The organism is Ramlibacter sp. WS9 (genome assembly GCF_003797765.1).
Lineage (GTDB): Bacteria > Pseudomonadota > Gammaproteobacteria > Burkholderiales > Burkholderiaceae_C > Ramlibacter.
Genome location: NZ_RKMB01000001.1, coordinates 457,255 through 479,479, shown reverse-complemented (window position 1 = coordinate 479,479; position 22,225 = coordinate 457,255). Strand labels below are relative to the sequence as shown.

Sequence of the window (22,225 nt, the reverse complement as noted above, 5' to 3'; positions counted from 1 at the left end):
CCATGCAGTACGTCGTCAGGGCCCTCGACCCCGGTCAGCAGATCCAGACGCTGGTGCTGGACGCGTTGGACGAAGCCGACGCGCATGCGCAGGCGCGTGCGCAACGCCTGAGCCCGTTGTCTGTCACGCGCCGCCGCGGCGCAGCATGGCAGCGCGATGAAAAGTTTCCGCTCCTCATGTTCGCGCAGGAGCTGCATGCGTTGTTGCACGCGGGTCTGAGCGTCATCGAGTCGCTGGAAGCGTTGATCGAAAAAGACACGCAGGCCTCACGCCGCGCGGTGCTGGCGCGTTTGGCCGAGCAGCTGCGGCAGGGCCAGCGCCTGTCGTCGGCGCTGCGCAACCAGCCGCAGATCTTTCCGCCGCTGTTCGTGGGTGTTATCCAGGCCGCAGAAGGAACGAGCGATCTGCCGCAGGCGCTGGCGCGCTTCCTCGAATACGAAACGCGCGTGCAATCGGTGCGCCACAAAGTCACCAGCGCGGCGATCTATCCGGCCATCCTGCTGGTGGTGGGCATGGTCGTGAGCCTGTTTCTTCTGGGATATGTGGTGCCGCGGTTTTCGGCGGTGTACCAGGGCAGCGGGCGCAGCCTGCCGTGGGCGTCGGAAGTGCTGATGAACTGGGGCCAGTTCGCGGGCCAGCACACCGTAGAGATGTTGGTGGGTTTTGGCGCAGGCGCGGCCACCCTGGTCTGGTGGCTGCGCCGCCTGGTCGCGCAGGGCGGCTGGTGGCGCATCATCCGGCTGCTGCCCGGCGCGCAGCCCAAGCTGCACATCCTGCAGCTCTCGCGCCTGTACCTCACGTTGGGCATGCTGCTGGAAGGCGGTATCCCTGTGCAGCATGCGTTGAAGCTGTGCACCGCGGTGGTGGATACCGCCGCACGCGAGCAACTCGACGCTGTTCGTCACGATGTGGAGTCGGGCCAGAACCTGTCCGAATCGCTCCTCAAGCACAGCCTCAGCACGCCGGTGGCGCTGCGCCTGTTGCGCGTGGGCGAGCAGTCCGGCCAGTTGGGCCTGATGCTCAGCCGCACCGCCGCTTTCTACGACGAAGAGACGACGCGGTGGGTCGAACGCTTCAGCAAGGCCTTCGAGCCGGTGCTGATGGCGGCCATCGGCCTGGTGATCGGGCTAATCGTGATCCTTCTGTATATGCCGATCTTCGACCTGGCCGGGAGCCTCCAATGAGCGCCGCGATCGATTGGGGCGTCGTGCGTACCGCGCAGGAAGGCGGCCAGGCACCGGCGGTGAAGCTGGCCGAGCTGCTGCAATGCACGCAGCGCGAGGCGGCGCAGAAGATGGCGCACACGATGGGCCTGGATTGCTGGGAAACGGCCGACATGGCACAGCGAGCGGCCGCCTTCGACCGCTTGCCGTTGGCTCGCGCGCAGAGCCTGCGGGCCGTGTTGCTCAACGACGAAGCGGGCGGCTTCATCGCCGTGGTCCATGACCCGCTGGACCGCGACCTGTGGACGCAGCTGTCGCATTGGGCGCAGGCGCCGGTGCGCTTCGTGCTGGCCAGCCCCGACGACATCCACGCCTACCTCAATCAACAGGAAGACCGCTCGCGCGCGGTGGACAGCCTGGACCGCGCGGCCAACGAAGGCGCCGGCCCGCGCGACGATATCGAGGAGTTGTCGCTGGCCCGCGTGTCGGACGCCAGCAGCCCGGCGGTCAAGCTGGTCAACTCCACGCTGTACGACGCGCTGCGCGCCGGCGCGAGCGACGTGCACCTGGAAAGCACGCCTTTGGGCCTGGCCGTGAAATACCGGATCGACGGCGTGCTCGACGCCATCACCGAAGTGTCCGGTCAGGCTGTCGCCGAGCAGGCCATCTCGCGGCTGAAGGTGCTGGCCGAATTGGACATCGCCGAGCGGCGCGTGCCGCAGGATGGCAGCTTTCGTGTCAGCGCGCAGGGCCGCGAGGTCGACCTGCGCGTGTCCATCATCCCCGGCATCCATGGCGAAGATGCGGTGATCCGTATCCTCGACAAGCGCGCCATGATCGAGGCGCACGGCAAGCTGAGCCTGGACTCGCTGGGCTTCGAGGCCGAATCGGTCGCCACCTTGCGCGACCTGATGGAAGCGGCCTACGGCATGCTTCTGGTGACCGGCCCCACGGGCTCCGGCAAGACCACGACGCTCTACGCGGCGCTGTCGGAGACGCACACCGGCCGCGACAAGATCATCACCATCGAAGATCCGGTGGAATACCAGCTGCCCGGTGTGCTGCAGATTCCGGTGAACGAGAAGAAGGGCCTGACCTTCGCGCGCGGCCTGCGCTCCATCCTGCGCCACGACCCGGACAAGATCATGGTGGGCGAAATCCGCGACCGCGAGACGGCGGAGATCGCGGTGCAGTCCGCACTCACCGGCCACTTGGTGCTGACCACGGTTCACGCCAACAACGTGTTCGATGTGTTCGGCCGTTTCACGCACATGGGCCTGGACCCTTACTCGCTGGTGTCCGCGCTCAACGGCATCTGGGCGCAGCGCCTGCTGCGCCTGAACTGCCCGCATTGCAGCCGCCCTTGCAAGCCGGACGCGCACGAGCTGGCGCGGCTCGGCCTCACCGCGGCCGACACCGCGGACTACGACTTCCGCAAGGGAGAAGGCTGCGGCGACTGCCGCGGCACCGGCTACAAGGGCCGGCAGGCCGTGGCGGAAATCCTGCGGCTGGACGACGAACTGCGCGAGATGATCGTGGCCAAGCAGCCGGTGCGGCAGGTCAAGGAAGCGGCGCGGCGTAAAGGCACGCGCAGCCTGACGGAAGCGGCGCTGCACCTGGTGCGCGCGGGTGTCACCACGTTGGAGGAGGTGCGTCGTGTCACTGTGGCGGCCTGAGACTTCCCGGCGCGCAGCCTGGGGCCTGGATGCGCGCGAGCTGGCGTGGTCGCCCACAGGCCCGGCGGGTACCGTGCGGCATGCAGGCCATCCCGAAGCATTGCCGCAGGCGCTGTCGCATCTCGCGCCGAACACGGGCGTGGACGTGATCGCCGGCAACGACGTTGCGGTGCACTGGCTGCAAACGCCGCCGTCATCGGTGGCCTCACTCGACGAACTGCGGCTGGTCGCCGCCGCGCGCTGCGCGCACCTGTACGGCGGAACGCCGCGGGACTGGTGGGTGGCCGCTGACTGGAACGCGAACGCGCCCTTTGTCTGCGCGGCACTGCCGTACACGGTGGTGATGGCATTCCAGCAAAAGCTGGCTGCGGCCGGCGTTTCGGCGCGCTGGCACACAGCGTGGGGTGTTGCCTGCGGTTCCTCCGACGCGAATACCTTCCCAGCCGACGGCTGGAGCGCATTGCGCAGCCCCCAGCGCGTGCTGCTCTGGCATTGCCGGGATGGGCGAGTCGATTGCCTCAGCATGCAAGGCGTTGCACCGGGCACAACCGATGAAGACGCCAATGCCCAGGTGCTGCGGCAGGTTCGGATCGAAGGCATGCGCAATGCATCGCTGGCGAGCGAATCATTGCATTGGGTGAACCTGGGCAGCGGGGACGAACTCCAGGCCAACGAGGCCGTCGCGGCGCTCGGCCTGGGCAAACTTCTCGAAGGAGCTCTGTCATGAAGCCGGTGCGCCTCCAGTTCGAAGCGCCGGCGGCAACCTTGCGCCAGCAATTCTTCGGCCATGTGCCGAGCCCTTCGGGAGCTGTTGCACTTGTCGCGCTCATCGCTGCAATGGCGTGGGGCGCGGCCGTGGCGTGGCAGGCGTGGAAGACCGATGACGAACTCGCGCAAGTCCGCGCGTCGCTCGCCGCCGTGCAAAGGCAAAAGGGCCAGCGTGTGGACCGGGCTGCCGACGCGGCCAGGCCGCAACTCACCGCGCAGCAGCGTCAAGCCTGGAGCCTGGTGGCGCGGCAGCTCAACACGCCCTGGGCTGCATTGCTCGACACGCTGGAGGCCAACACGCCCGACAACGTCGCACTGGTGTCGATCGAACCTGATGCGCGTGTGGGCAGCGTCCGGTTGCAGGTCGAGGCGAAGACCCTCGACACGCTGCTGGCGTACGCCAAAGAACTGGGCACGCTGCCACTGTTCGAGAACGTTGCCCTCATCAAGCATGAGACCAACGATCAAGACAGCAACAAGCCCATGCGGCTGAGCCTGGATTTGAGATTGAAGGCAGCGGCACGATGAACCGCTTCACCGCTCTCTCGATCGTGCGCACGCGCCTTCAGATCCTGCTGTGGCGCCGCGGCTGGGCGTGGCCCGTGGCGCTGTTGCTGCTGGCGGCCGCCGGCGCCATGCAGTTGATGCTGCTGCATCCGCTGCGCGCTCGCCTCGCCGTCACCCAGGCCGAACTGGCCCATGAGCGGTCGGCCGCAAGCACCAAGCGTGTCACTGTGGAGCCGTTGTCGGAAGGCCAGGAACTGGCCGTGCTGCAGGCGGTGCTGCGCGCGTCGCCCGAGCCCGCGGAACTGGTTCGCAAGATGTCTGCACTGGCCCAGGCCGAACAGATTACCCTGCAGCAAGGCGACTACCAGCAACAACTGCACACCACCACCCGGCTGATGCAGGTGCACGTCACGCAGCCGGTGCGTGCGAGCTATCCGCAGCTGCGCCGCTATGTCGAGTCCGTGCTTCGCACCGTGCCCAACGCCTCGCTCGACCAGGTCGCGGCGCGGCGCGAAAACGTGGGGCAAGCACAACTGGAGGCGCGCTTGCGCTGGTCTTTCTGGATCCAGAAGGACCAAGCGGGCCAGGCCGACGACGCGGGGAGAAACGTCAAATGAGCAAACCAGCCGGAACGCACAAGCGCTGGTTCCTGTGGCTGCCCCTGTTGCTGGTGGGTGGCTGGCTGGCGCTGTTCGGCGACAAGTCACCGGCCGGTGACGCCGCCGTGAGCCTGCCCGCCAAGCCGCAAACCGCACCCATGTCAGCGCAGCCCATTGCGGGTGCGCCGGTCGAGCGGCCGAGGGCTGCTCCCTTGGAACCCACCTTTGCGCTGGTGCCGCGCGACCAGTTGTTCGCCAAGGCCGGCGACACGGCGAGCGCCGAGAAGAAGGCGGCGCGCGATCTCTTCTCCACACGCAGCTGGAACCCGCCGCCACCACCCCCGCCGCCGGAGCAACCGGCGCCGCCGCCTGTCGCGCCGCCCCTGCCCTACGCTTTCCTGGGCAAGAAGCTGGAAGGCGACACGTGGGAAGTGTTCCTGTCCAAATCCGAGCAGACGTTTGTCGCCCGCGAAGGCCAGGTGCTCGAAAACGCCTGGCGCGTGGACAAGATCGCGCCGCCCACCCTCACATTGACCTACTTGCCGCTGGGCCTGCCGCAGACCCTTTCGATTGGAGACCCTCGTTGAGCTTTCTGAACCTGCCTTTGCGCCTTGGCGCCGCCGCGGCCCTCCTCGCCCTGGCCGGATGCGCGGCCCAAATGGCTTACCGTGACGGCCAGGACCTGGTGAACCAGGGTCGCGTCACCGAAGGCCTGGTCAAACTCGAGGAAGCCAGCCGGCTGGACCCGGGCGTCGCGCAATACCGCGTCGCGGTGCTGCAGACGCGCGACCGCTACATTGCCGCACAGATCGACCGCGCCGAAGCGCTGCGCCGCCAGGGCCGGCTGGACGACGCGGAGCAGGTCTTTCGCCAAGTGCTCAGCGTGCACGGCAGCAACGATCGCGCACTGGCCGGGTTACGCGCCGTGGACCAGCACCGGCGCACGGCCGGGTGGATGAAAGACGCAGAGGCCGCCGTGGCCAAGAAGGACCTGGACACGGCCCGCACCAAGCTCAAGACCGTCCTGATGGAAGAGCCGCTGCATGAAGGCGCACGCGCGTTGCTGCAGAAGCTCGACGACCAGGCGGCGCGGCCCACGCCGGAGACGGCTTTGGCCGCCGCCTACCGCAAGCCCATCACCATCGAGTTCAAGGACGTGGCGTTGAAAACCGTGTTCGAGGTGATCTCGCGCACCTCGGGCATGAACTTCCTCTTCGACAAGGATGTGCGCACCGATCAGAAGACCTCGATCTTCCTGAAAAACTCCACCATCGAAAGCGCGGTGAGCCTGACGCTGCTGACCAACCAGCTGGAGCAGCGCGTGCTGGATGGCAACACGGTGCTGATCTATCCCAACACGCAGGCCAAGCAGAAGGACTACCAGCTGCTGACCGTCAAGAGCTTCTACCTGGCCAACGCCGAGGCGAAGACGGTGGCGGCGACGCTCAAGGCCCTGCTGAAGTCGCGCGACGTCGTGGTGGACGACAAGCTCAATTTGGTGATCGTGCGCGACACGCCCGAGGCCATCCGCCTGGCCGAGAAACTGGTGGCGCTGCACGATGTGCCCGAACCAGAAGTGATGCTGGAAGTCGAGATTCTGGAGGTGAAGCGGACGCGCCTGCTGGATTTGGGTGTTCGCTGGCCCGATCAGTTGACGCTGACGCCGCTGGCCATCGGCGCGGCCGCCACCGACGGCTCGACGTCCGGCACCACCGGCGGCGCCCTCACCGTCGCGGACCTGCGCGGCCTCAACAGCGCCCGCATCGGCGCCGCCATCGGCGCCGTCAACATCAACGCCAAGAAGACCGACACCGACGCCAACATCCTGGCCAACCCGCGCATCCGCGCGCGCAACCGCGAGAAGGCCAAGATCCTCATCGGCGAGCGCGTGCCCAACATCACCTCCACGTCGACGTCGACCGGCTTCGTGGCGGAGTCCATCAACTACGTGGACGTGGGCCTCAAGCTCGACGTCGAACCCACGATCTACCTCGATGGCGAAGTGGCGATCAAGATCGCGCTGGAAGTCAGCAACATCATCAGCCAGGTGCAGACCAAGTCCGGCTCCATCGCCTACCAGATCGGCACGCGCACAGCGCAGACCGTGCTGCGCCTGAAAGACGGCGAGAACCAGGTTCTGGCCGGCCTCATCAACGACGAAGACCGCCGCTCGGCCAACAAGGTGCCAGGCCTGGGCGAGGTGCCGGTGGTGGGCCGCCTGTTCGGCAGCCAGTCGGACGACGCCAGCAAGACGGAGATCGTGCTCTCCATCACGCCGCGGATTGTCCGCAATGTGCGCCGGCCCGATGCGGCACTGACCGAGTTCGAGTCCGGCACGGAGAACAGCTTTGGCGCGCGGCCCGCGGCGACAGGTGCCGCGCCTGCTCCAGCGCCTGGAACGCGGCCTGCGACGGCGCCGTCATCTCCCGCTGTCCCCGGCGCTTCGACTTCGCCTGCGGTCACTTCCCAAGCGACGCAGAGCCAGGCAGGCACGACCACGGCCAGTGCCACCACAGCTCCGTTAACGTCGGCCGTCGGGAGCGTCACGCCCGCGCCGAGCGGGGGCGCGACACTGCGATGGCAAGGCCCCGCTGAAGTGAAGGTGGGCGACATCTTTGCCGTGCAGTTGTTGATGCAGTCGGACCAGCCGGTCGTCAGCGTGCCGCTGGCCGTGGGGTTCGATCCGCGCATGCTGCAGGCCACCTCGGTGAGCGAAGGCGAATTCCTGCGCCAGGGCGGTTCGCAAACCAGCTTCGCCAGCCGCGTGGACCCCAGCGGCCAAGTGCTGGTGACTGGCACGCGGTCGGGTGATGCCGGCGCCACGGCGCTGGGCGTGTTTGCCACCATCAACTTCCGCGCCACAGCCGCCATCAACCCGGAGACGCGTGTGCAGTTGCTGACTGTCGCGCCGGTAGGCTTGGGAGGGCGTTCCGTGGCACCGTCGCCAGCCCCGGCCCACGTGCTGCGCGTGACCAACTGAACTCGCCTTCGATGCGTCGCGGCTTCACGTTGATCGAACTGCTGGTGACGCTGGCCATCCTGGCCGTGCTCGCCACGCTCGTCATCCCCGTTGCACAGGTTCAGGTGCAGCGCGGCAAGGAGGTCGAGCTGCGCGCCGCGCTGCGCGAAATCCGCACGGCCATCGATGCCTATAAGCGCGCATCGGACGAAGGCCGTATCCGCAAGGAAATCGGCAGCACGGGCTACCCGAAGACGCTGGAAGCGCTGGTGGAAGGCGCCGACGACCAGCGCGACCCGAAGCGCCGCAAGATGTTCTTTTTGCGCAGGGTCCCGCGCGACCCGTTCCATGGCGATGCGTCGGTGGATGACGCGGGCACCTGGGGCAAACGGTCTTATGCCAGCGAAGCCGCCGATCCGCAGGAAGGCGACGACGTGTACGACGTGCACACCCAGTCGGCTTTGATCGGCTTGAACGGCGTGGCGCTGAGACGTTGGTAAGCCCATGACAGAACCGCGCCGCTTTCGCCTTGGATTCACGCTGATCGAGCTGCTGGTGGTGCTCGCCATCGTGGCCACCTTGCTCATGCTGGTGGCGCCGCGCTACTTCCACAAGGTAGACGCGACCAAGGAAGCAGTGTTGCGCGACAACCTGCGCAGCGTGCGCGACGTGATCGACAAGTTTTACGGCGACAACGGACGCTATCCCGAGACGCTCGAGGAATTGGTGGAAAAGAAATACCTGCGCGCGCTTCCGGTAGACCCGATCACCGAATCCGCTGCGACATGGCAGCTGGTGCCTGTGCCCGAGGGCTACAAGGGCACGGTGTACGACGTGCACAGCGGTGCGCAGGGCATGGACCGCGACGGAAAGAAGTATGCGGACTGGTGAGCATCCGCCGCACTTCAAGCAGGGCGGGTTTGCCTATGTCTTGCTACTGCTTGCGGTTGCGTTGATCTCCATCGCGGCGACTGCGGCAGTGAGCCTTGGTGCAACGATGGCGAGAAGAGATGCCGAGCGTGAGCTATTGGCCATAGGCGCTGAGTTCCAACAAGCGCTGCGCAGCTACGCCGGCGTACCGGCCGGGGCGGTGACGCCCACCATGGGCCAGGGACCCAGGACGCTGGATGACCTGTTGAAGGACCCGCGCGTACCGGGCATTCGCAGGCATCTGCGGCAGTTATACGCAGACCCCTTGACGGGCAAGAGTGAATGGGGGCTGGTGCTGGATGCGCAGGGGCGGATCGCCGGGGTGCACAGTCTCGCGGAGGGCAAACCGATCCGCCAGCTTGGTTTCGGACCTCAGTTCGCCGCGCTGGAAAATGCGGACACCTATCGGCAGTGGGTGTTCGGACTCGCGGGGGCCGTGCGGCGCTGACCTCTGCCGCGCTAAATCGAAGCCCAAAGCGTATGCGGCGTTGGCCGCTTTGCTCCCAAGCTTGCGCGCTTTACACAGCGCCACGCCGTTGTGCGAGTCTATGTTCAAGGAGCGCTGCAACGGCTGCAAAGTGCTCCCCCATGCCCGGATCGGGCCGCTTCAAAAGCCGCTCAGCCCCGTCACGAAACGCCGCCAGCTCTGATCTGATGCGATTCAGATCGTTTGAATTGCTCATCAGGTAACTGAGACGGAAAAAATGCATTGACATCTTGCGCTCGTCGCTCGAGAAGCCAAGGCTCACCAGCTTTTGCCAGATCGGCTCATAGGCGGACTCCCCAGGCGCGGGGTCGGCCACAGAGATATTCGAAACAATGGCCTCGGATATCCGGCGTCGAACCTCCTGTATGTCCGCTTCTGCTTGAAACAGGCGGACCATCTCCTCTTCAAGTTCGCCATACTGCTGAACCGCGTCTTGCCATCCGCAGTCGGAAAGACGCACTGTAGTGAGATCGATATTTCGAGCCACGGTCCGGTATTCGTTCGAGTCCGGTGGCATTGTTTCAGTTGAAGTTCCAGTAGTCACAGCGGTCTCCGGTATGGGAACGGGAAGGCCATTTTCCGTCCAGTTGCATGCACGTTTCGTAGCACAACTGGCAGCGCCCGGAGCCGGGTGATCCGCCAACACCGTCATTGAGGCTGGTCCCAAAGCATGCCGTTCGCTCTGCGCTGCAGGTGGCCTTCGGACAACTGTTCTCCTGCGCAGCGAATGCGCTTGCCGGTGCCATTGCGGCGATAAGTGCCGCTATCGCCGCGCCAACAGCGGGTCCAGCCAAGATTATCGCCGCGATCACCGCAGCAACTACCAGCGCAATAAGCAAGACATTGATGATCGCCTGGGCGTTGCATTCGAACACGTTGACAAGCGCCATATAGGCGCCTGCCACAGCCGACGTGGCTGCAACGAGCGCAGGCTGCACAGCGCTGACGACCGGTTCACTACCAAACCCGAGCATAACGAAAACGCGGTCGGCCGTGGTCTCGAATGATCCTCCGTTGCTTACCCCATCAATGAGATAGGCACCGGCTCCAGTTGTCGGGTCAACTATCACGATCCCTGACCCCCATAGGCCACCTTGAGAGACTGGGGCTTCATGCGCTGTGACCTCGAAACCCACCTCCAGCGCTTGTCGCGCCCGCTCGCGAATGCTTGCGCTTTGTGCCGAAAGTCCAGTGCTCAATACGCTGGGATTGTCCGCATAGGTGGCCTGAGTGATGGTGTAAACCTTTTGCCCCTGCATCGCCGCAGATGCCAGCGCCTTGGTGGCGCTGATTCCTTGCGGGCAGGTCGGTAGGCCCGGAAGGGGAGCGGTCGCACCTGACAGGTTGCAGCGCACGGTGTCATTGAAGAACCGCTCAGGCACCACGGCCTCCAGAGTGCTCATGTATTGGCCGCGCATACGGTTGTATTGGATCCATTTCTTGCTGTCGTTGTCGTTCGACCATGTGTTGATCCTCACATGGCCAATATCCAGATTGACGCCGGGAAAGGAAACCGAACGCACAATTCCCCAGCTGATAATCGGGTTGACTACCGCGTGAAACAGACCATAACTCAGGCCGGGATACTCGACGACACCGGTGTGAAGCTGGCTGATCCGGCTGCTGCTCTCAGATACTGCGAACCAGCTTGCAATTACCGATGCAAGGAGAAGCCCGGAGGCCTGTTTGGCCTTCACGCTGCCAGGCACGGCAGAAGGGTCCTGCAGTTCCAGTTGCATTCGGGTGAGCTCGCCCTTGAATCTGGTGAGTTGGCCTTGCCCGACGCCGGTGGCGCTGATCCCTATGGCCGTCACTTGCCCCGCCACGTTGGATTCCTCACTCGTAAGGTCCCACTGGGTTGGGTCGTGGAGGTGCGTAAAACCGCCAGTGCTGTACAGGTCGGTTCCCATTCCAATGGCCTGGGATGATGAGGCAACCACCGCATCATCCAGACTGATCTGAGCCTTCAATCGGATCAAATAAGCCGGCAAGCTCCCGGAAAACTCGGTGGGTTGGATGCGACTGCCATCGGCGTGCGGCCCAGGCAAATAGCTGGCGATGAGGCTGGCGGTGGCGTCGTCTGCGGCAACATAGTTCAGCGTCACGCGTCTACCCGCAAGTTTGCTCACCTTCTCGGTGTAGCTCAACAACGGGCTTTCGTCGGCGCGTTCGGCGTCGCTCGCATAAAGACGATAGGTGAACTTGTGTTGTTGCGCGCTTGGGACCGCGGAGCTCTGGCTTCCCAGCGCAATCACGTGATTTGCAGTTGTGCCAGCCAGGAGCGACGGTGCAATTACCGGGATGATCTGCTTGCCGAGAAGGTCGGCGGCTGTGCTGTTGACTCCGGTGGAAGAGTTGCTGACGTACGTCTTTACTCGCGCCTCGTAGGCATCAAGTTCAGCTTTGAGGGCCGAGTGGTTCAGTCCCTGCACCCAGCCTTGAGCGGCGTTGGTTGTTGCACCCTGTGTCGCCGCTGCCACCAAGGCGTTCACGTCAGGTGGTACCGTGCTCTTCAGATCCATCGGCGGGCTGAATGTGTACTGCTTGAAGCTGGCATCCAATGGCACCCACGCGTTCAAGGGGCCGTTGGGGTTCGGGTGCTGTGCGGGTGTGGCGTTGCGATTGCCGCGGCTGGGGCTCCAATTGACGTAGGCTCGCACCCAGACGTGTTCCATGCGGATGGCAGTGATGCGTCCACCACTGGCCATGCCCCGCGCAGCGATGCCGCCCTGATTCAGGATTTGCAGTGCGGCTTGCGGGACCGTGGCGCCACCCACCCAGTTCATCGCTTGTGCAGCGGGCACTTCGATCGTGCCGTACTGATACCGCGCCGGGATGTGCGCCGCGCGCAGAAGCGCCACTAGCAGGCTGGCCGTGTCCGTGGCGTTGCCTCGCTTCTTGTCCAGGGTATCTTGTGCGCTCTGAATCGCACCTGCAGTGGGCGCGAATTCGATGTTATTGCGCACCCAGTTGTAGATGTTGACCGGGTTGTTGCCAAGTTCCGCCGCCTTGGCGCGGATGGCCGGGGTCAGCTGCACTTCGTCAGTTTCCGCCAAGTCGGCCAACGTTGGGGCTTGGGTCGGCTCAGGGGCGATGTTGAATTGCAGCGGCCCGATGTTGGTGCCGCCGGCCTGGGCCAGCCGGATTTTCTGGTCTCCATATGCATTCTGGTACCAGGCGGTCTGGGTTTCGGCCGGCATGCGCGTTGTGGGTTTCGGGGTAGACCAGGGCAGCTTCTTGGGATCGGTCTTGCCGGGCTTGCGCTTGGCCGGGAAGTTGTCGAAGAATTCCGATAGTTTGGCGACTCTGTCTTCGTCGCCGGCCGCTTGCGAGATGAGACTGCCGAAGGTAGCTGCCCTTTGCTCGAACTGTCCCGCCGCTTCGTCATGACGGGCCAGGATTTCGACGGGCAAATTCTTCGCGCGCAACTCGTCCCGAGTCGCCGCGAACTCGGCGCGCACGTCGGCCGCACCGGCCTGTATTGCAGCGAGCAAATCCTTGAGTTGCTGATGCCTGACCGGCTTGTCCGGCGTGTTAGGCGCCTTGAGCTGTGCCACCAACTCCTGCGCTTGGCCCAACTTGTCGCTGACGAAGTCTGCAGGAGACTTGTTTTTATTGGCCTTGGCCTGCTCAATGGTCTGGTTCATCGCAGCGAATCGCTGCAACTGGGCTTGTGCAGCGGGGTTGAACGCTGGCGTGCCCGCCTCCTGTGCCAGCACGCTCAAGGGTTGCAGTACCAGCGCCAATTGCGCGACGACTAGCAACCGTGCAACCGGCCGAAGGACAGGACGCCAGGCCTTACGCGTATTGATGGTCATGGGTGTGCTTTGCGTATTCATTGTTGTTTCCTCCTTCGGCTCACTGGCAAGCCGCGGTGCCGCAGCGCTGGATGCAAAGGGCATCGGTGGTGGCCTCGAGTGCCAAGGCGACGGCGGCTCGTGCGGCTGCGGTATCCACCGAGGTGATGCCCGCAATGGCATCGGCCGCGGCCAGCCACTGCACGATTGCCTGCTCGTAGCTGCCTTGTGCGTGCAGGCTCTGTGCATTGGCAATCGCACTCAGCGCCTTGGTCTTGTTGCTCTTGTCCGCGCTGGCCGTGGGCTCCAGCGCAGTGGCCGCCGGCAGCGGCTGCTGCACCAGGCTGGCTGCGTCCTTCACATCCACCACGAACGTCGTGGTGACCCGCAGCTTGGGCGGCAAGCTGCTGCCCACATTCGGCATGCTGTAGATCGACAGCGGCACGCTGTAGCTGCCCGCCTGCGTCGCGCGCACCAGCCAGTTGAGCTCCTGCGTGGCGCCCCCGGCCAGGGTGAAGTTCCAGGTGGCCAGCGTGCTGCCGTCGGTGTTGACGGTGAGTTGCGCCTGCGGTGCGGTAGAGATCGATGCCAGCGCCGCCGGCAGCGTGGCCTCGGCCTTGAAGGAGACCGTGCGGGTGCCCTGGTTGTTGATGCTCGCGCTCAGCTGCGTGATGTCGCCCAGTGTCAGCGTCGGGCTGCCGCTGACGCCGTAGCTGGCCGAGGTGCTCACGAAGCCGGCCAGCTGGCTGTTGGCCTGCACCACGTCGGCGGTGATCATGGCCGCCAGGTCGAAGGCAAACAGCAGGCTCTTGCCGCGGCCATGGTCGTTGCTGACGATCGCGGGGACCGGCGCCTGCTGGCCGGGCACCTGCGTGAACAGGCCTTGCGCCGCTCCCGTGGTCAGCTCGAACTTCGTGGGCTGGCCCAGGGTCGGGAGGTCGCCCGCGCCGTACAGGCCCGGCTCGAGCGAGTGTTCGACCTGGTTGCTGGTGGACAGCTTGCCGATTTCCTTGACGCCAGCGGCCGGGTGCAGCAGCTGGTTGCGCGAGTCGTGCACACCGTCCATCCACAGGGCTTCGCCGCGGTAGACGGTTTGCTCGAGTTCGCCCACGGTCTGCGCGTCGAGCTTGGTGGCTCCGCCGCTCAACCAGTAGGTGTTGTACGAGCCGCAGCACATCTCGGCTGCGAAGGCGTCGCGCGTTGTTACCGTCTTGGCGGTGATGCCCAAGCCGCTGAAGTAGGTGACGATGGCCTGGCTGCGCTGGGCCACGCAGGCGGCTTCGTCCGCGGCGCCCAGGCCCGGCGGGCAGGAGACGAGCACGAGGATGCGGGCCTGGCCCTTCAAGCCGGTGGCCACGCCCAGCGGCACCGGGCGGTCGATGATGGTGAAGGTGGTGGTGGCCAATACCGAGGTGCTGGTGCCGAGGTGCTGGCTCAGGACGGCGGTGAGGGTCTGCAACTGCTCGCCGGTGGTGTAGAGCTGGTTGCCGGCGAAGTTGGCCATGCCCGCGATGGCGAGGTCCAGCGGCCAGGTGGTGAGGGTCTGGCCGGCCTGGGTTTGCACCGCCACGTTGCCTGTCATGCGGCCGGCCACGGGGGTCGGGTTGGTGACGCCGTAGGCCAGGCTGGTCTGGTCTCCGGCTTCGACTTCGCGCGGGTCGGCGGCGATGGTGCCGGTGAACAGGATGCCCAGGATTTTGAGGTTGGCCTGGGCCAGCGGGATGTCCTTGCCGGCGACGACGGCGCTGGCGACAGCGACGAGGTTCTGCCCGTGCTCGCCCAGCGCGCTCCAGTCGAAGCCGAAGCTGCGGGCCTCGCCGGCGGTCCAGTCGGCCACTGTCGTGGTGAAGGTGGCGACGACGCTGGCGAGGACGGGGTCGACGACGCGCACGGTCAGGGGCACCGAACTCAAGCTCATGGTGGAGTTGTTGGTGACTTGCAGGGTCAGGTGCGAGTTCTGGCCGACGAAGAGGATGTCGGGCACGGCCTGCAGTTGGCCTGTGATGCCGACACCTGTCTGGTCTGCGCCCAGGACGCTGAAGCTGGTGGTGCTTTGCGCGAGGACGGAGCCGTTGCCGGCCAGCAGTTGCAAGGTGGCGCCGTAGTTGCTGGGCGCCAGGGTGCCTGCGCCCAGGCTGTAGCCGTACTGGCGGAAGCCATTCGCAGCCAACTGCTCGATGGGCTCGGTCCTGACCATGACGCTTTGCCCTGCGCCGGTGCGCACTTCGGTGCGCGCTTGCAGGTTGTCCAGCGCGGTGTTGCTGGTGTTGTTGGCAACGCGCGAGGTGAGTTGCACGCTTTGCGCTGTGCTGTAGCTCAATCGATCTGCGCTGATGCGCGCACTGGTGGCTTGCACCTGGCTCGCGCTGACCACGAAACTCGCCGTCGCACTGCCGTACAGCAATCCCGCCGGTGAGTACAAATCAGCCCTGACCTGGTAGTTGCCGGAGAGGATGCCGGAGACAGGCCACAAGCCAGCAATGCTCGCGGTGCCGGACGCGGGAAGGCTCGCGGTGACTCCAACGGGCAGCGTGTCGACCGTGAGGCTCGCCGAGTCGAGCACGCTGAAGCGCACATACGCATCGTGCGCAAAGCTGCCGAAGTTGCGCCCGACGGCCGTGAACACCGCTTGGTCGGCCTCGGAGTAAACGGGCTTATCAGTGGAGACGATCGGCGCAAGGTTCGCCGCGATCAAGGGCAGGTCGCCGGCCACAGTGTTGTTGCTGCGGTCGAAGTCGATGAAGGCGGTCTTGCCGGTGCCGTCGTCGTCGCCGACGATCCAGATCTGGCCCAGGGCGTTCAGGCTGGCCAGGTTCTTGTTGACGGGGATGGCGATGTCGCGCCATTCGTTGGGCTGCAGTTCAGACGGCACGGTTGCCGTACCCACCAAGGCCGAAGCCGTGGGCGTGCCCAAGGCCGGGTTGCTGGCGTAGACGGCCAACTTCGCGCCCACGGCCACCTTGTAGCCGCCTGCGTTGCCGGCCCGCACGGTGAGCGTCGAGCCGGACGAGCCCCCGTCGGCCACGCGCACATAGCCGACCGTGAGATCCGGTACTGCGCGCGCATCGGCTTCGAGCCGCTTGTTCAAGCGGTACGTGTTGTGCGACTTCCAGGACTGAACCGGGACGCGGGGAACCGTCAGGTCATCGTTGATGTTGGTGATGCTGTACACGTGCTGGTTCCAGATGCCTCGCGTGCCCACCCAGGAGTTGTCCTTGTCTTGATAGACACGAATACCGGACCCAGGTGCGGAATCGGCGTGCCCGGCGTAGTTGTTCCGGATGGTGACGAATTCGGCATGGCCGTCGCGATCGGCGTCGATCACGATGGGGTACTCGAACGTCGTGGCGGAACTGGAAGGAATTCGAAGCGAAACGACGCCCGTCGCACCATCCAGCACGAAGATCGAAGACTCGTCCGAATAGACGACCTTCGGCTTTCCATCGCCGTGGAAATCGAATGAAGTCGAACCGGTCATGCCCGAGCCGAAGTCCTTGGCTGCGCTCGTCCACATGATGGTGCCGTTGGCCCTGAGCACCGCATACGACCGGGTTGTCGCCACGCCGATGTCGGGAACGCCGTCACCGTCGAAGTCGGCGATGGTGGGAGGGCCGCCCCAGATGTTGGAGTTGGGAATCTGGATCGGCCCCCAGATCTTGTTGCCGAACCGGTCCAGCAGCCAGACCTTCGCGGCCGACACCAGCACCAGCTCAGGGAAACCGTCCCTATCGAAATCCGCTATGCCGATATGGCCGTCGCCATAGCCATCGACGGCATTAGTCTTGATCCACACCGGTGTTCCGTCAGCCTCATAGACGCTGGCCCCGAGGATCAGGTTTTGCTTCCCGGTCCCGAACAGGTCGGCCACGACCGGAATGGAGTAGTACGCCGGGAATTGAGTATCAGAAGTTCCGATGTGCGGGCCACTCGCCTTCCATTTGAACTGGCCGGTTCTCCCGTTGTAGACGTTGTTGCTGGAGATCACTTCCGGTATGCCGTCGGCATCGAGGTCCGCGATGAGGGGCGCGCTCCAGTTGCCGCCGTTGGCGGCCCAATACGGAACGGTGCCTGTCGTTGCGGCCCAGAGCACACTGCCGTCCGGCCGCAGCGCGATGGGCCTGGCCGAAGGAGCGCTCATCCCGACGATCTCCGGCACGCCGTCGCCGTCCAGATCCGCCGCCGCCAGCCCGCCGACGGTCGCGACAGGGGAATTGCTCAGGGTATTGATCTCCGCACCGGTGCGGCCGTCCAGGATGCGAATCACACCGCTGCCAGCCTGGGAGTAGTAGCCCTGGTAACTGGTGAAGATCACGTTGGAAACATCATCGCCGTTGATCTTTCCGTCTCCGTTGGTGTCACGGGTTGGCACGGCGATTGGGGCCATCATCACGTCCTTGGAAAGCGGCAGCACACCGCCGCCGGACCACGACCACTTCAAGACCGGATCGAATGTCTTGGATGTCGGCAGGAGCAGCGCCTCGTCAGCAAGCGACCGGACGTTGTTTGTTTCGTCGACTTCAGCAACGGCGGCCGCGGAATCGACCATCACATGAACCGGCGCGTCGCGGAATGGCATGACGCCCTGCACGCTGATGGCGACGCTGGAAGTACCTCCTGGCGGAAGCGTGATCGCGAGCGTGGCCATGCCCACAACCGGATCGGTTGCCGCGTCGTACCGGTTGTTGCGATCGGCATCGACAAACGCCGTGAGGGCGATTTCGCTTGGAGATGCCTGCGTTCCGACGTTGGCAACCTGCACCTGAACCGATCCTGAAAGCGCCAATGTCTGCGCATCCGTGCGTGCCGTGTCGCGCTGAACCTGGACCACTTTCAGATCCGGCAGCAATTGCTGCACCTTGGGTGCGCGCAATCGCAGCTGCCCGATGTCAATGGTTTGCAGCGGGGTCAGCGCATAGCTCTGCGTCACGCCTTCATAGCCCGAAGCCGTCACCTGCAATTGCGCACTGACACCATCCAGCCCGCTGAACTGGAACTTGCCGTCGGCGGCGCTTTGCGTTGACTTGGCAGCGCCAAAGCTTGGGGTCGCGGTGAGCTGCGCCCCGGCGATCGGCTGGTTGGTGGCCGCATCCATTACCACGCCCGACATCCCGGCGCTGTTGCCGCCCGCCGGCGTCTGGCCGGTGGCGTAAATGCGCGGCGAGAACTCCACCACCGTGGATCGCAGGTTGGTGCAGATCAGTTGCGTGGTGGCCGTCACGCTGTCGTAGCCGGCTTTGCTGGTCTTGACCGTGACCACGCCGGTGACGAGGTTCGGCGTAGCGTAGCGCCCCGCCGCGTCGGTGCTGACCGCCGCGGCGCTGGAGCCGGTGACGTTGACGGACACGCCGGCCATGGGCTGCTGGGTGGCCGCATCCAGCACGACGCCCACGATCTTGCAGTCCGTGGCGCCGACGTTCCCTGGATCGGCACTGAGCCATGGCGAGAAGTTGAGCACCTGCCCCGCCGCGACCGTTCCCTTGCCGGACGCAGCCAAGTAGCCCGTGCGAGTGGCAACCAGCGTCACCGTGCCGGGCGTGACGTTGGAGATGAGGTAACTGCCATCGGGCGCGCTGACGGCCGACCGCGCCTGGCCTTCGACCGTCACGGTGGCATCGGGAACCGGCAGGTTGCTGCCTTGCTCGCGGACGGTGCCGCTGACGACGGACGCCGTCGAACCGGTGGGCAAGATCAGCTGGATGACGCCCAGGTCCAGCGTCTGGCCCGCCGCCAGCGTGGCGCTGATGGTGACGGTGGCGTAGCCGCTCAGGCTGGCGGCAAATTGATAGGCGCCAGGTTGCAGGCCGGCCAATTGCACTTGGCCCGCACCGTCGGCCAACGCCGAGACGGCCGGGTTGATCGACTCCAGCCGCACACCGGGCACGGCAGTCCCGGTGCGGGCGTCGGCGAACTTGATCTTCAGGCCGGCGCGGGTCGGGTCCTGCGGACTCACCGATGTCAGCGCCAGCGCGCGCAATGCCACTGCGGTCGCATAGGCGTCGCCTTGCCATGAACCGTCGGGCTGTTGCTGGGCCAGGAGGTAGGTTTGCACACCGCCGGCGATGCCGGCGTCTGCGCCGGTGTAGGGGTGAACGGCCTCGAACACGACGGCGGTGGTGGCGATGTCGCCCAGCCAATTGCCCTGCGCATTGCGCTGGGCCAGCAGCCAGGAAGCGGCTTTGTTGGCGATGGAGGCGGCCGTGGTGTTGTTGGATGCTTCTACTTTCAGCGCACGCAGCACCACTGTTGTGGTCAGCAGGCTGGGCTTGCCCGCGACAGCGAAGCTGCCTTCGGCGCGCTGGATGCCTTGCAGCCAGCCCAACACGCTGGTCTTGTCGGTGGGGGTTAGGTTTTGCAATTGGGCCGAGAGGGCCCAGCCGCTGTCCAGCGCATTGGGATCCGTCGACGCGGGATAGGCTGAATAGCCCTGCTGCGGCACACGGCGCTGCTCGACGTCGGAGCCGAGAATGGTTTGCCCCAATTGCTGGCGCAGCTGTTGCCAGCAAGCCTGGGTTTCGGTGGCGCCGTCGGATGACTGCAGGGCGGCCAGCAGGGATGCGACCTGAGCGCTGTTGCCCGCCAGTTTGATCAGGGTGGTGGCGGTTTCGCAGCGCGCCAGTTGCTGGCCGCCGTCCAGTGGCTGGCCCAGAAAGCTGCCGTCGGCTCGCACCTGCGACTGCAGCCACGCCAAGCCACGCGCCACATCGGCAGGCGCTCCCAGGACCGCCGCCGCCATCGTGAGTGCCAATGCAGCCAGCAGCCCGCGCTTGAGTGCGCGCACGCTATCCCACCCCGATGCCGCCCAGGCAGCAAGCCGCTTTCGCATGATGTTTTCCTCCGCACATGCACGTCACGCGGCCGCCACGGCATGCCGCGGCGCTGCTGTACGAAATCAGTGCTTGTTTTTGCTTATTTCACGCATGGATTATTACTTCTCTACGCGCGAAGACAAGGCGTTTTGCGTCAGACGCACTTCCAGAGGCTGGGCGGCCGTCCCCGGTGACCGACTCGTGTCAGTGACTTGTTCCAGCCATCAAGTGATCGCTTGTGGGAAGGAGGAATTCTTCAGGGGGCATCAGTAGACGGAGACGGTCGACCAGTCGTCCCCCGCAGCCCAGTCGAGGCCGAGCTTCCCGAGGCCAAGACCAGGGCAGCCAAGACTACGCGCCCTCGCTCTTCCATTGATAGACCTGCGAACTCGCCAGATCCCCGGAGTATTCAACAGGAAGCTTCATCTTGCGGAGTTTGTCGGACCGCTACATCCGCTCGGCAAACGCTTTACGGATGCACTCGCTGAATATTTTCACCATACGGCCGTAAGAACGAATTCAGCCGCCGGCCGGGCCACCGATCATGTCAGATGCCCCAATTCCTTGAGCGTTTGGATGTTGGCTTCGCTCAGCTTAACCTTCGCGCACATAGCGTCGGCTTGTAGTTTTAGCATGAGATCGTCCATCACCACACGCGCAAACCTGACGCCCTTGAAATATCGCTCATCCAGCGCGTCGGTGATCAAACTGGTGGCCTCTGAATAGAGTCCACCTGAGATCAAGAATGCGACATAGGCCTTCAGATTGATTCCTCCGTCGAACGGCCATACACACCCTTCTTTTGCCATCTCGAAGCGAACCTTGTCGGCTTCATCCTTGGCGACGTACTCGTTAATGCAGGAAAGGTATGCAGGGAATGGGGCACGCCCGCGCAAAGCCGTGAGTATTTCCAGCGCGTACCTTGGTGTCGAAAGCTTCTCCTCCCAAAAATCGAACCATCTCTCGAGAACCGAGCTGACCAAATCGCCTTCTGCCTTGCTATAGATGCCGGAAGTCTCGGTCGTGTAGCACACATGCCGTAACGTTCCGTCTTTTCTCAGATCCCGAAACTCGTCCGGTGATACCAAGAAGAAATCTTTCGCGCGCGGATAGTAAACTTTTAAGCAAATGGCGTGGCCGTAGGCCTGACCCTCCCTAAATGCGTCTTTCACAGGCCTGAACGACACTTCCAGCAAGAGCCCAGAGTCGGGGAGGAATTTCGAAAAAATCCTTTTGTACTGGTATCCACGCGCGACCAAAAAATTCTTGGTGGCTCTGCCAAAGGGATTCATTTTGGTAAAGAACGTTAATTATCGAATAGCGAGAACGTCATCGATGGGCAGGTCATTGCCGAACCCTCGCTTCCTTCTTGTCCAACATGAATGTCACCCACGTCGCGTGATCGTCAACCTGTAACCTGGTTCCCGAAGGAGGGCAGCAAATTCCGGTCATCAACCCTCTTGCGAAACCGGGCGTGGTGAGATGTTGAAGCCAACCCCCAAACTCGTCTCCTGGCGGGTTTCAGGGCGCCACTGGCTCACGGGCCAGAATTGGGTAAGTCTGCTCTAGCCTGAGCGCTACCAAACCGACGCGCGCTCGAAACTCCTCGGGGCAAACTGGCTGGCTAAGCGGTCGGGCTCCCTGCTCCACGAGCTGCGACGCCGTCAATGAGTGCCGCGGCCCTTCGGCGCCAAGCATCGCGAGTGCAGGACGGTAGAACCACGGGAAGGCAAATTTCTCGAGGAACGCCACCCTAAGCTCGTAAAGTCCCTGCCAGTCCTTTCTCGCGCTGTCGGGCGTCGGCACACCCGGCACAAGATCATGCCGAAGCAATCCGGGGAATGTGTCCTGGGTGGCAAGGTGGGTCAATACCTCGTCTGCTGACCAACGATCAAGCACATCAATTAACAGCTTGGTCGAACGCTTCACTTCGCTTTTCATCGCTGCCTCTTGCACCACGAGGGGGTTCGTATGCAGCGCAGTCATCAGCCGCGCCCCTGGCCCCGTATGTAAAGAATGAGACAGATCCCTGTACATGTAGGCAGCAAACGTCTGCTCCCACTCGCGCAAGTAGGACAGGAGTCGATCTTCCGCGGCGTGCTCCGCCGGGAGCACGTACTCCTCGACAGCGATCAACTCGTTCCTACCGTCGAAATCGGCGCCAAAGTCCACCAACGATTCGCTGATGCCCTCCAGCACAGGAATCATCCGGAATGGCCATTTTTGGCCGCGTGCGAATTGCTTGATCTGTTGAACACGTTCGGGTAGGAAGAATAAGCGATGCCATTGCGCTAGGTCGCTCCATGCGATGTACCTGTAGCGCGGCGCGAAAAAGAGGTAGTGCCCTACAGCCGCAACGAGCCAGTGAACTGCGAAGCCGACATCACGAACCTCTGCGCGTAGCAGCAGCGCCTGCGATGGCGCTTGAAAGCGAACCAGGTTCGGCCCAAACAACTCCTGGACATCTCGCCACTCGATCGGCGTAGGCGCTATCGCATGCAATTGGTGCTCCAGAACGTACTTGCGCTAGCTT

At 64.2% G+C, this 22,225-nt stretch carries 15 protein-coding genes; 10 read left to right on the top strand and 5 right to left on the bottom strand.

Going from position 1 to position 22,225, the window contains the following annotated elements:
- Positions 1-2: 2 nt before the first annotated feature.
- From EEB15_RS02240 to EEB15_RS02195, 10 genes are read left to right on the top strand one after another with little or no spacing between them, the layout of a single operon-like run.
- A complete protein-coding gene (locus EEB15_RS02240; RefSeq protein WP_141507888.1) occupies positions 3-1,184 on the top strand; it encodes a type II secretion system F family protein in 1,182 nt (393 codons plus the stop codon).
- Positions 1,181-2,839, top strand: a complete 1,659-nt coding sequence (locus tag EEB15_RS02235; RefSeq protein WP_141507887.1) for a GspE/PulE family protein — start codon at positions 1,181-1,183, stop codon at positions 2,837-2,839. Before EEB15_RS02240 ends, EEB15_RS02235 begins: the two co-directional genes overlap by 4 nt.
- Positions 2,820-3,566 carry a hypothetical protein gene (locus tag EEB15_RS02230; protein ID WP_141507886.1) on the top strand — a complete coding sequence of 249 codons (747 nt, stop codon included), beginning with the start codon at positions 2,820-2,822 and terminating at the stop codon, positions 3,564-3,566. The genes EEB15_RS02235 and EEB15_RS02230 overlap by 20 nt, the downstream gene beginning before the upstream one ends.
- Positions 3,563-4,135 carry a PilN domain-containing protein gene (locus EEB15_RS02225; RefSeq protein WP_141507885.1) on the top strand — a complete coding sequence of 191 codons (573 nt, stop codon included), beginning with the start codon at positions 3,563-3,565 and terminating at the stop codon, positions 4,133-4,135. The genes EEB15_RS02230 and EEB15_RS02225 overlap by 4 nt, the downstream gene beginning before the upstream one ends.
- Positions 4,132-4,731, top strand: a complete 600-nt coding sequence (locus EEB15_RS02220) for a hypothetical protein (RefSeq protein WP_141507884.1) — start codon at positions 4,132-4,134, stop codon at positions 4,729-4,731. The genes EEB15_RS02225 and EEB15_RS02220 overlap by 4 nt, the downstream gene beginning before the upstream one ends.
- Positions 4,728-5,300, top strand: coding sequence for a hypothetical protein (locus EEB15_RS02215; protein ID WP_141507883.1), 573 nt, complete (start codon positions 4,728-4,730; stop codon positions 5,298-5,300). The genes EEB15_RS02220 and EEB15_RS02215 overlap by 4 nt, the downstream gene beginning before the upstream one ends.
- Positions 5,297-7,693, top strand: a complete 2,397-nt coding sequence (locus EEB15_RS02210) for a secretin N-terminal domain-containing protein (RefSeq protein WP_233259308.1) — start codon at positions 5,297-5,299, stop codon at positions 7,691-7,693. The genes EEB15_RS02215 and EEB15_RS02210 overlap by 4 nt, the downstream gene beginning before the upstream one ends.
- 11 nt (positions 7,694-7,704) lie before the next feature.
- Complete coding sequence (locus tag EEB15_RS02205; RefSeq protein WP_141507882.1) at positions 7,705-8,172, top strand: type II secretion system protein; 468 nt, start codon at positions 7,705-7,707, stop codon at positions 8,170-8,172.
- 4 nt (positions 8,173-8,176) lie between these two features.
- Entirely contained in the window at positions 8,177-8,563 is a 387-nt protein-coding gene (locus EEB15_RS02200) for a type II secretion system protein (RefSeq protein WP_141507881.1), read from the top strand.
- Positions 8,550-9,050, top strand: coding sequence for a type II secretion system protein (locus EEB15_RS02195; protein ID WP_141507880.1), 501 nt, complete (start codon positions 8,550-8,552; stop codon positions 9,048-9,050). Before EEB15_RS02200 ends, EEB15_RS02195 begins: the two co-directional genes overlap by 14 nt.
- Positions 9,051-9,120: 70 nt before the next feature.
- Here EEB15_RS02195 and EEB15_RS02190 read toward each other — a convergent pair whose 3' ends face one another.
- The 5 genes from EEB15_RS02190 to EEB15_RS02170 all read right to left on the bottom strand — a co-directional run bounded on the left by EEB15_RS02190 (position 9,121) and on the right by EEB15_RS02170 (position 22,194).
- Positions 9,121-9,633, bottom strand: a complete 513-nt coding sequence (locus EEB15_RS02190) for a hypothetical protein (protein ID WP_141507879.1) — start codon at positions 9,631-9,633, stop codon at positions 9,121-9,123.
- Entirely contained in the window at positions 9,611-12,928 is a 3,318-nt protein-coding gene (locus EEB15_RS02185) for a transglutaminase domain-containing protein (RefSeq protein ID WP_233259307.1), read from the bottom strand. Before EEB15_RS02185 ends, EEB15_RS02190 begins: the two co-directional genes overlap by 23 nt.
- A 19-nt stretch (positions 12,929-12,947) precedes the next feature.
- Positions 12,948-19,709, bottom strand: coding sequence for a carboxypeptidase regulatory-like domain-containing protein (locus EEB15_RS02180; protein ID WP_141507878.1), 6,762 nt, complete (start codon positions 19,707-19,709; stop codon positions 12,948-12,950).
- Between the two features lie 525 nt (positions 19,710-20,234).
- Complete coding sequence (locus EEB15_RS02175; protein ID WP_141507877.1) at positions 20,235-20,984, bottom strand: hypothetical protein; 750 nt, start codon at positions 20,982-20,984, stop codon at positions 20,235-20,237.
- A gap of 229 nt (positions 20,985-21,213) precedes the next feature.
- The gene (locus EEB15_RS02170; protein ID WP_141507876.1) at positions 21,214-22,194 is read right to left on the bottom strand and encodes a hypothetical protein; all 981 of its coding nucleotides are present in this window, start codon (positions 22,192-22,194) and stop codon (positions 21,214-21,216) included.
- Positions 22,195-22,225: the final 31 nt, after the last annotated feature.